Genomic DNA, 8,796 nt, shown 5'->3' with positions numbered 1-8,796 from the left:
ATCCGGCCCGGTGCCCCGCATGCCTTCCCTCCCGAAGGCGGCTGGACCTCCGATCCGCAACCCCGGCCGGAAACGGCGCGGGGATGAAGGTGTTGGGGGGCGTGAGCAGGTGCGCGGATCGCGCGGTCGGCGTCGGCGCCTTTCAGCATGATGCCGCGGACCATGCATCAGCGGCATCGTCTCGCAGAGCCACTGCGCCCACAGCGGCATGACCGCGGGAAGGGACCGAACGACGACGGAGCGGGGCGGCGTGCGAGGCGGCAAAGGGCGCACTCCGGCGCGAAGCCTTGCCCTTCTTCGCCTTTCGGCGTAAAAGCCCGCCCTCGCCCCAGCTTGTGAATGGCGGGGCTCTCAGGAGAGAAGAATGGGCTACAAGGTCGCCGTCGTCGGCGCCACAGGCAATGTGGGCCGTGAAATGCTCGATATCCTCGCCGAACGCGGGTTTCCCGCGGACGAGGTCGTCGCGCTCGCCTCCCGTCGTTCGATGGGCACGGAAGTCTCGTTCGGCGACAAGACCCTCAAAGTCAAAGCTCTTGAGCATTACGACTTTTCCGACACCGACATCTGCCTCATGTCGGCGGGCGGCGATGTGTCGAAGGAATGGTCCCCGCGCATCGGCGCGCAGGGCTGCGTGGTGATCGATAACTCCTCGGCCTTCCGTTACGATTCCGACGTGCCGCTGATCGTGCCGGAAGTGAACGCGGATGCCGTGAAGGGCTTCACCCGGAAGAACATCATCGCCAACCCGAACTGCTCGACCGCGCAGCTCGTGGTGGCGCTGAAGCCGCTCCACGACCTCGCCACCATCAAGCGCGTGGTCGTCGCCACCTACCAGTCGGTGTCCGGCGCCGGCAAGGACGCGATGGACGAGCTGTTCTCGCAGACCCGGGCGGTGTTCGTCTCCGATCCGGTGGAAGCGAAGAAGTTCCCCAAGCGCATCGCCTTCAACGTGATTCCGCAGATCGACGTCTTCATGGAAGACGGCTACACTAAGGAAGAATGGAAGGTGATGGCCGAGACCAAGAAGATCCTCGACCCCAAGATCAAGCTGACCTGCACCGCGGTTCGCGTGCCGGTGTTCATCTCTCATTCCGAGGCGGTGAATGTCGAGTTCGAGAAGCCGATCACGGTCGAGGAGGCCACCTCCGCGCTGCGCAACGCGCCGGGCGTGCTGGTCGTCGACAAGCGCGAGCCCGGCGGCTACATCACGCCCTATGAGGCGGCCGGCGAGGACGCCACCTATGTGTCCCGCATCCGCGAGGACGCCACGGTGGAGAACGGCCTCTCCTTCTGGTGCGTGTCGGACAATCTGCGCAAGGGCGCCGCGCTCAACGCGATCCAGATCGCCGAGGTGCTGGTGAACCGCAAGCTGCTGGCGCCGAAGAAGAAGGCGGCCTGAGCCGCGGTCACGAAACGATGAGAAAAAGGCGCCGCGAGGCGCCTTTTTCGTGCAGCCGTCCTTTCGCCGAACTTGGCGCCCAGCATCGCACCATCGTCTCAACGGGAGTGCCGCCTTGCTGAAACCCCTGCTCGCGGTGCTCCTGCTGCTCGCCTGTGCCGGCCCGGCCCTTGCCCATCCTCATGTCTGGGTCAGCGTGACGACGGAGATCGACTACGCCCCCGACGGCACGGTCCGCGGCGTGAAGCATGACTGGACCTTCGACGAGGGCTTCTCGACCTTCGCCCTGCAGGGACTGGAAACCGGCCCGGACGGCAAGCCCAGCGAGAAGACGCTCAAGGATCTCGCCCAGGTGAATGTCGATTCGCTGAAGGAGTTCGACTACTTCACCTATGCGAAACGGGGAAAGGAAAAAATTCCCTTCCTGCCGCCGAAGGATTACTATCTGACCTATGACGGCACGGCCCTGACGCTGCACTTCACCCTGCCGTTCCAGAAGCCTCCAGCCGCGGCGGGGACGATGACCATCGACGTCTACGACCCCACCTATTTCGTCGCCTTCGCGCTGGCCGACACCGACCCGGTGAAGCTCGCCGGCGCGCCCGCGACATGCACGATCGACCTGCACCGGCCCGATCCGGCGCTCGGCGCCACCACAACACTGTCGGAATCCTTCTTCACCGCTCTCACCTCGTCGAGCAGCTTCGGCTCGCAATTCGCCAACCGCACCACGGTGGTCTGCCCGTGAGCCTGCCCCGGCGTGCCGGCGCCACGCGTGCCTTGGCGCTGGCGGTATGCGTCGGGATGGCTGCGGTGTTGACGCATCCTGACCTCGCCCACGCCGCCACGCCCTTCGGCGTTGGCGCCGCGCCGCTGCCCGGGCCCGACGGCCTCACCGGCTTCATCCTCGCCAAGCAGGCCGAGTTCTATCGCCTGCTCACGGCAGCCGTCCGGCAGGCGAAGAGCGACGGCAGCGCGTTCGCCACCCTCGGCGGCATCTCGTTCGCCTATGGCGTGTTCCATGCGGCGGGACCCGGTCACGGCAAGGCGGTGATCTCGTCCTATCTGCTCGCCAATGAGGCGACGCTGAAGCGCGGCACGGTGCTGGCCTTCGCCAGCGCGCTGGTGCAGTCGCTCACCGCGATCGTGGTGGCGGGACTGTTCGCGCTGCTGCTGGGCGCCACCGCCGCCACCATGCAACGGGCCGTCTCCCTCATCGAGATCGGCGCCTATGCGCTCATCATCGTGATGGGCCTGCGCCTCGCCTGGTCGCGGGGCCGGGCGCTCCTCGCCGCCGGGCGCGGCACGCCCGATCATGTGCACGGCGCCGATTGCGGCTGCGAGGGCCATGTCCACATACCCGGACCGGACCAGCTTCCGAAGCGCGACGGCTGGGCGGAATGGAGCGCGGCGGTGCTCTCCATCGGCCTGCGCCCCTGCACCGGGGCGGTGCTGGTGCTGGTTTTCGCGCTGGCCCAGGGCATCTTCTGGGTCGGCGCGGCCTCGACCCTGCTGATGGGTCTCGGCACCGCGCTCACGGTCAGCGCCACCGCCGCCCTCGCGGTGTTCGGAAAACGCATCGCCGTGCGCCTCGCGGCCAGTCGGCCGGGCGCCGGGGCGGTGCTGCTGCGTGGCGTGGAATTCGGCGCCGCGCTGCTGCTCATCGCCTTCGGCCTCGCTTTGCTCACCGGTTACATGGCGAGCGAGCGCCTCTATTTCTGAGAGCGGGGGAGGATCAATCGCCTCCCCAGCCTGCTGTCTGACAAGGTGAAGAGCCGCGATCGCGCCGCGCTTCAGAGCAGCGTGAGGCCGCCTTTCCCGTCCTCGGTGCCCATGGCGAGCGCCCCGCCATCGCCGCGCCAGGCCAGCGCCGTCACCGGGCTGCCGGCCGGCGCGCGGAGCAGGATCTCGGCGCCGTCGGAAATACGGATGAGCAGCACCATGCCGTCCTCATAGCCGCAGGCCACGATCTCCTCCTTCGGATGGCACGCCACCGCGGAAACACGCACATCGCGCTGGCCGACCATGGTAGGTTGCTTGCCCATCGGGCCTTCCTTGGTCATGAACGGCCAGAGGATCGCCTCGGTCGAGCCGGAGGTGGCGAGATGACGCCCGCCGGCGGTGAAGGCCATGGAGCGGACCCGCGAAGGATAGCCGCTCATCCGCATATGGGCGCCTTCCGGCAGCCGCCAGCCATGGAGCGCCGGCTCCTGCATGGTGGTGACGAGGAAGCGCGCCTCGGGGTGCCAGATCACCCCGCGATGCGAGCCCTTCCATTCCAGGAATTCGGGCTTGGCCACCGCATTGGGGAACCAGAGCGACACGCCGTTATAGTGGGCGACGGCGATGCGGGTGCCCTTCGGCGCGAAGGCGAGGCCGCCGACCGAGGAGGGCAGATCGAGCGTCTTCGCCTCGCCCTTCTTCGGCTGGAACCGGGCGGTCTTGCCGGTGGACCAGGCAAAGGAGCCGTCCGGCCCGTTCGCCACGGCATCGACCCAGCGGCCCTTCTGCTCGGCAAGGGTTTCGCTCGCCCCGTCGCCCAGCGTCGCCACCACCCGGCCGTCATCGCCGCCGGTCAGCAGGCGGCGGGCATCGCCGGAAACGGAGAGGATCGCGCCCTTATGCGCCGCGATGCGCCGCTCCTCCTCGCCGTCGACCAGCAGGATCGTGCCGCTGCCGGTCGCGAACAGCGCGGCGCTCCCGAGGAAATGCGCGGCGACGGCGGTGCCGCCGAGGTCCAGCGGGCGCAGCTTTGAGGTGAGCGAGGACGGGGCGGACGGCGGAATGGGCGGCATGGAGACTCCCCGATCGGCGCAGCGGACGACGTCTTTGGCCGCCGGCAAGAGCGCGATCCGGCCAGATCGCGGGATCCGCCTGGCCAATCGCGCTCCGAGAAAAGGCTGGAGCACGCGCTGTCCTGATCGCGGTGCGGCCGGATCGGCGCATGCCCCGGAGCCCTTTCCGATCGGGCGGCTCACCCGATCGGAAAGGGCTCTGGATTCAAACGACTGGAGCGTTTTCCAGTCGCGAAGGTCTCGCAACATTCGCGGAAAACGCTCTAGCGGAATTTCCGCCCCGCGTCACCCGTCCGCCCGACATGAGAACGGCGCCGGCCGCTTTCCAGCGGACCGGCGCCGTTCATTCGTTCCGTGCGGCGGAATCAGGCGATGCAGGCGCGAAAACCCTTTTCCAGCGCCGGCACGTCGAGCTTGCGGCCGATGAAGACGATGCGGCTCAGCTTCGCCTCGCCCTCCTGCCACGGGCGCTGGTGGTCGCCGTCCAGAATCATGTGCACGCCCTGGAACACGAAGCGGTCCGGATCGTCCTTGAAGGCAAGGATGCCCTTGGAGCGCAGAATGTTCGGCCCTTCGCGCTGGGTCAGCTCCTGGATCCAGGGGAAGAACTTGTCCGGATCGAGCGGCGTGTCGGAGGAGAAGGAGACCGACTTCATCTCCTCGTCATGGAAATGCTTGTGGCCACCCTCGAGGAAATCCGGGTCGATGGCGGTGATGCGGTCGAGGTCGAACGCCCCCTGACCCAGCACCTTGTCGATCGCGATATTGGAGCGCTGCGTGTGATGGATCCGGGCGAAGGGGTTGATGGCCCGGATGCGCATCTCGACATCCTTCAACTCGGTTTCGCTGACGAGGTCGGTCTTGTTGAGCAGGATGACGTCGGCGAAGGCGATCTGGTTCTTGGCCTCCGGCGCGTCCTTCAGCCGGTCCTTCAGCCATTTGGCATCGGCCACCGTCACCACCGCGTCGAGCGCGGTCTTGGCGCCTACCGTCTCGTCGACGAAGAAGGTCTGCGCCACCGGGGCGGGATCGGCGAGGCCGGTGGTCTCGACGATGATGCCGTCGAAGTCGCCCTTGCGCTTGAGCAGGCCGTCGATGATGCGGATCAGGTCGCCGCGCACGGTGCAGCAGATGCAGCCATTGTTCATCTCGAACACCTCCTCGTCGGCTCCCACCACGAGGTCGTTGTCGATGCCGATCTCGCCGAACTCATTGACGACGACGGCGAATTTCTTGCCGTGCGGCTCGGAGAGGATGCGGTTGAGCAGCGTGGTCTTGCCGGCGCCGAGATAGCCGGTGAGCACGGTGACGGGGATCTTGTCGGCGTTGGCTTCGGCCATGGTCAAACCTCGGGTCTTTCAAAGGCCATGCCCGGGCCGAACGCCCGGACAGACCTGTGCGGCGGACGCCCCGCCACGGGATTGGAGATCGGCCTCCGCGATCAGCTCGACAGCGCCGAGGACAGTTCGCGGATATTGTTCCGGATCATGTCGATGTAGGTGCTCGCCGGCCCTTTGTCATCGGACAGGGCGTCGGTGTAGAGCGTGCCGCCGACCTTGGCGCCGGATTCCTTGGCGATGCGCTGGGTCAGTCGGGGATCGGTGATGTTCTCGAGGAACACCGCCGGGATCTTCTCCTGCCGGATCTGCTTGATGATGCGGCCGACATCCTTGGCGGACGCTTCGGCCTCGGTGGAAACGCCCTGCGGCGCGAGCAGCGTCACGCCATAGGCGTCGCCGAAATAGCCGAAGGCGTCGTGCGATGTGATGATGCGGCGCTGCGAGGCCGGGATCGCCGCCATCGTCTTGCGTACCTCGGCGTCGAGCGCCTTGAGCTTGTCGATATAGGCGGCCGCCTGCGCCTTGTAGGCCTCCGCACCGGCGGGATCTGCGGAGATCAGCGCGTCGCGGATGTTGCCGGCATAGATCTCCACATTGGCAACGTTCTGCCAGGCATGGGGATCGAGCGGGCCATGGTCATGGTCCTTCGCCGTGTCAGTACCGGTCTTGCCGGCGCCGGTCTTGTCATGGTCGTGCCCGGCCTCCGCCCCTTCGTCGTCCTGCGGCTCGGTCGCGGTGCGGTAGCGCGGGATCACGCCTTCCGTCACCACCACCGGCTCGGCCTTGCTGCCCGACGCCTTGACGAGGCGCGGAATCCAGCCTTCAAGGCCGAGGCCGTTCTCGAAGACGAGCTTCGCATTGGCTACCGCTTTCGCGTCGGAAGGGGTCGGCTGGTAGACATGGGTGTCGCCGTCGGGACCGACCAGAGTGGTGACGGCGAGCCGGTCGCCGCCCACCTGCTTCACGATATCGCCCAGGATGGAGAAGGTCGCTACGACGGGCAGCTTCGCCGGGGTGGCATCCTGTGCCCGGACCGCACCGGCGGTCGGCAGGGCGAGCGCGAGGGTGAGCGCCGCGAGCATGGCGCGGCGCCGCGTGTGAGAAACCAACGTCATGGAGAAGACTCCGTTTCAGGCTTCGAGATGGCGTCCCGGCATCAGGCGGGGCAACAGCCCCCCGACAGGTCCGATGAGGACCGAAACGGCATAGCCCGCGCCGGCGACGAGGATGATGGCAGGCCCGGATGGCGCACCGAGATGATAGGAGACCAGCAGCCCCGCCACGCCCGCCGCCGCGGCGATCAGGCTCGCCAACAGCACCATGACGTTGAGGTCGCGGGCCCAGAACCGGGCGGTCGCGGCGGGCAGCATCATCAGGCCCACCGCGAGCAGCGTGCCCAGCGCATGGAAGCCGCCGACGAGGTTCAGCACCACCAGCATGAGGAAGACCAGATGCGTCGGCGCACCGGCCCGGCTGACCGAGCGCAGGAAACCGGGATCGACGCATTCCAGCACCAGCGGCCGCCACAGCACCGCCAGCACCAGCAGCGAGACCGAGGAAATGCCGACGATGAGCAGAAGCGTCGCATCGTCCAGCGCCAGCACCGTGCCGAACAGCACGTGCAGCAGGTCGACATTCGAGCCGCGCAGCGAGACCAGCAGCACGCCGAGCGCCAGCGAGACGAGATAGAAGGCGGCGAGCGCCGCGTCCTCTTTCATCTGCGTCGCCCGCGCCACCGCCCCGGCGCCCAGCGCCACGGTGAAGCCGGCGACGAGGCCGCCGATCGTCATGGCGAAGAGGTTGAGGCCGGCGGCGAGGAAACCGAGCGCGGCGCCGGGCAGGATGGCATGGGCCATCGCATCGCCCGTCAGGCTCATCCGCCGCAGCATCAGCAGCACGCCGACCGGCCCCGCCCCGACGGCGAGCGCGAAGACGCCAACAAGGGCGCGCCGCATGAAATCGAACTCGGCGAAGGGCGCGATGAACAGCTCATAGAGGTTCATGCCGCGCGCTCCCCGACGATCGGCGCGCAAACCGCCGCCCCTTCGTCCCACGCCTCGCACATGCGGCGGGCACGGTTGAGATTGTCGTCGACCAGAACTTCCTCGGTCGGTCCCCAGGCGACGGGCGAGCGGGCCAGCAGCAAGGTGCGCGGGAAATGCCGGCGCACCAGCTCGAAATCGTGCAGCACCGCCAGCACCGTGCGGCCCTCGCCATGCCAGCGCCGCACCAGTGCGAGCAGATCGGCCACCGTGCCAGCGTCGAGCGCGGTGAAGGGCTCGTCGAGCAGGATCAGCCGCGCATCCTGCAACAGCAGCCGGGCGAACAGCGCGCGCTGCATCTGCCCGCCCGACAGCGTGCCGATCGGGCGCCCCTCGAAGCCGGCGAGACCCACGCTCGCCAACGCCTCGCCGATCCGGGCGCGATCGGCACGACCGACGCCGCCGAACAGCCCGGTGCGCCGCCAGAGACCCGTGGCAACGAGGTCATAGACGTCGATCGGAAAGGTCCGGTCCACCTCGGCGGCCTGAGGCAGATAGGCGACCTCCTGTCGTGGCAGACGGGTAAGGTCGATGCCGCCGGCAAGCGGACGCACGGCGCCCATGACGCCCTTGAGCAGCGTCGATTTGCCGGCACCGTTCGGCCCGCAGATCGCGAGCAACTCGCCTTCGGGCACGTTGCCATGGAGATGATGCACGGCCGGATGCCGGTCATAGCCGAGGGTCAGGTCACGGAAGGCGAGGACAGTCGCGCCACGATCCTCGGCAGTCGGCCTGGCGAGATGAGCATGCGCGTGGTCGTGTTCATGCGTCGGATGGTGATGGGCCGACATCAGGAGCCGCCTCCCCAAATGACCCACAACGCCAGACCCCACAGCATCACGCCGACCGGCACCACGATGGCGAGCCGCTGCCAGACCGAGAGCCGCAGCAAGGAATGCGAGGGCACGCCGGCGGCAGGGGCCGGACGGGAATGGATATGGGAATGACCATCCGGCGGGGCGCCGTCATCGGCACGCGAGGCCGTCGCCATCCAACTCCTGTTCTGTCCGGCACGAGCCGGCACCTGTCGTTCAGCCGCGATCATGCAAAACTGATACAACGTATCATTCTAGGCTGTCCAGCGGCGGATGCTACTTTATATCGGTTCATGACATCTTCTTCGGAGGGCGCGGCTCTGCACCGCAGCATCTCGACGCCGGGCGCTTCACGGCCTATAGGAAAGCGCCATTTCGCCGGATGAACCGGCGCGCCGATCGGGA

The 8,796-nt window shown here is 67.5% G+C and carries 9 protein-coding genes; 3 read left to right on the top strand and 6 right to left on the bottom strand.

The genetic code is table 11. The annotated features are described in order from the left end of the window. Nucleotides 1-364 precede the first annotated feature (364 nt). The 3 genes from MWN34_RS18905 (at nucleotide 365) to MWN34_RS18895 (ending at nucleotide 3,121) form a co-directional block, all read left to right on the top strand. Entirely contained in the window at nucleotides 365-1,399 is a 1,035-nt protein-coding gene (locus MWN34_RS18905; protein WP_247030872.1) for an aspartate-semialdehyde dehydrogenase, read from the top strand. A 115-nt stretch (nucleotides 1,400-1,514) separates the two neighbouring features. After that, a complete protein-coding gene (locus MWN34_RS18900; RefSeq protein ID WP_247030871.1) occupies nucleotides 1,515-2,147 on the top strand; it encodes a DUF1007 family protein in 633 nt (210 codons plus the stop codon). A 56-nt stretch (nucleotides 2,148-2,203) separates the two neighbouring features. Then, on the top strand, nucleotides 2,204-3,121 hold the full coding sequence (locus MWN34_RS18895) for a nickel/cobalt transporter (RefSeq protein WP_247030875.1): 918 nt from the start codon (nucleotides 2,204-2,206) through the stop codon (nucleotides 3,119-3,121). Nucleotides 3,122-3,192: 71 nt separating this feature from the next. Here MWN34_RS18895 and MWN34_RS18890 read toward each other — a convergent pair whose 3' ends face one another. The 6 genes from MWN34_RS18890 to MWN34_RS18865 form a co-directional block, all read right to left on the bottom strand. Then, nucleotides 3,193-4,194, bottom strand: a complete 1,002-nt coding sequence (locus MWN34_RS18890; protein ID WP_247030870.1) for a WD40 repeat domain-containing protein — start codon at nucleotides 4,192-4,194, stop codon at nucleotides 3,193-3,195. A gap of 365 nt (nucleotides 4,195-4,559) precedes the next feature. Beyond that, nucleotides 4,560-5,534 (bottom strand): CobW family GTP-binding protein, encoded by a 975-nt coding sequence (locus MWN34_RS18885; RefSeq protein ID WP_247030869.1) that lies wholly within the window; start codon nucleotides 5,532-5,534, stop codon nucleotides 4,560-4,562. Between the two features lie 101 nt (nucleotides 5,535-5,635). Further along, nucleotides 5,636-6,649 (bottom strand): metal ABC transporter substrate-binding protein, encoded by a 1,014-nt coding sequence (locus MWN34_RS18880; protein WP_247030868.1) that lies wholly within the window; start codon nucleotides 6,647-6,649, stop codon nucleotides 5,636-5,638. Between the two features lie 15 nt (nucleotides 6,650-6,664). Beyond that, nucleotides 6,665-7,537, bottom strand: a complete 873-nt coding sequence (locus MWN34_RS18875) for a metal ABC transporter permease (RefSeq protein WP_247030867.1) — start codon at nucleotides 7,535-7,537, stop codon at nucleotides 6,665-6,667. Beyond that, complete coding sequence (locus MWN34_RS18870; protein WP_247030866.1) at nucleotides 7,534-8,367, bottom strand: metal ABC transporter ATP-binding protein; 834 nt, start codon at nucleotides 8,365-8,367, stop codon at nucleotides 7,534-7,536. The genes MWN34_RS18875 and MWN34_RS18870 overlap by 4 nt, the downstream gene beginning before the upstream one ends. Continuing rightward, nucleotides 8,367-8,567 carry a hypothetical protein gene (locus MWN34_RS18865; protein ID WP_247030865.1) on the bottom strand — a complete coding sequence of 67 codons (201 nt, stop codon included), beginning with the start codon at nucleotides 8,565-8,567 and terminating at the stop codon, nucleotides 8,367-8,369. The genes MWN34_RS18870 and MWN34_RS18865 overlap by 1 nt, the downstream gene beginning before the upstream one ends. Between the last annotated feature and the right edge of the window lie 229 nt (nucleotides 8,568-8,796).

This window comes from Ancylobacter crimeensis, from assembly GCF_023016805.1.
Classification (GTDB): domain Bacteria; phylum Pseudomonadota; class Alphaproteobacteria; order Rhizobiales; family Xanthobacteraceae; genus Ancylobacter; species Ancylobacter crimeensis.
The sequence above is the reverse complement of the archived record's forward strand: the minus strand, read 5'-3'. Positions and strand labels throughout refer to the sequence as shown.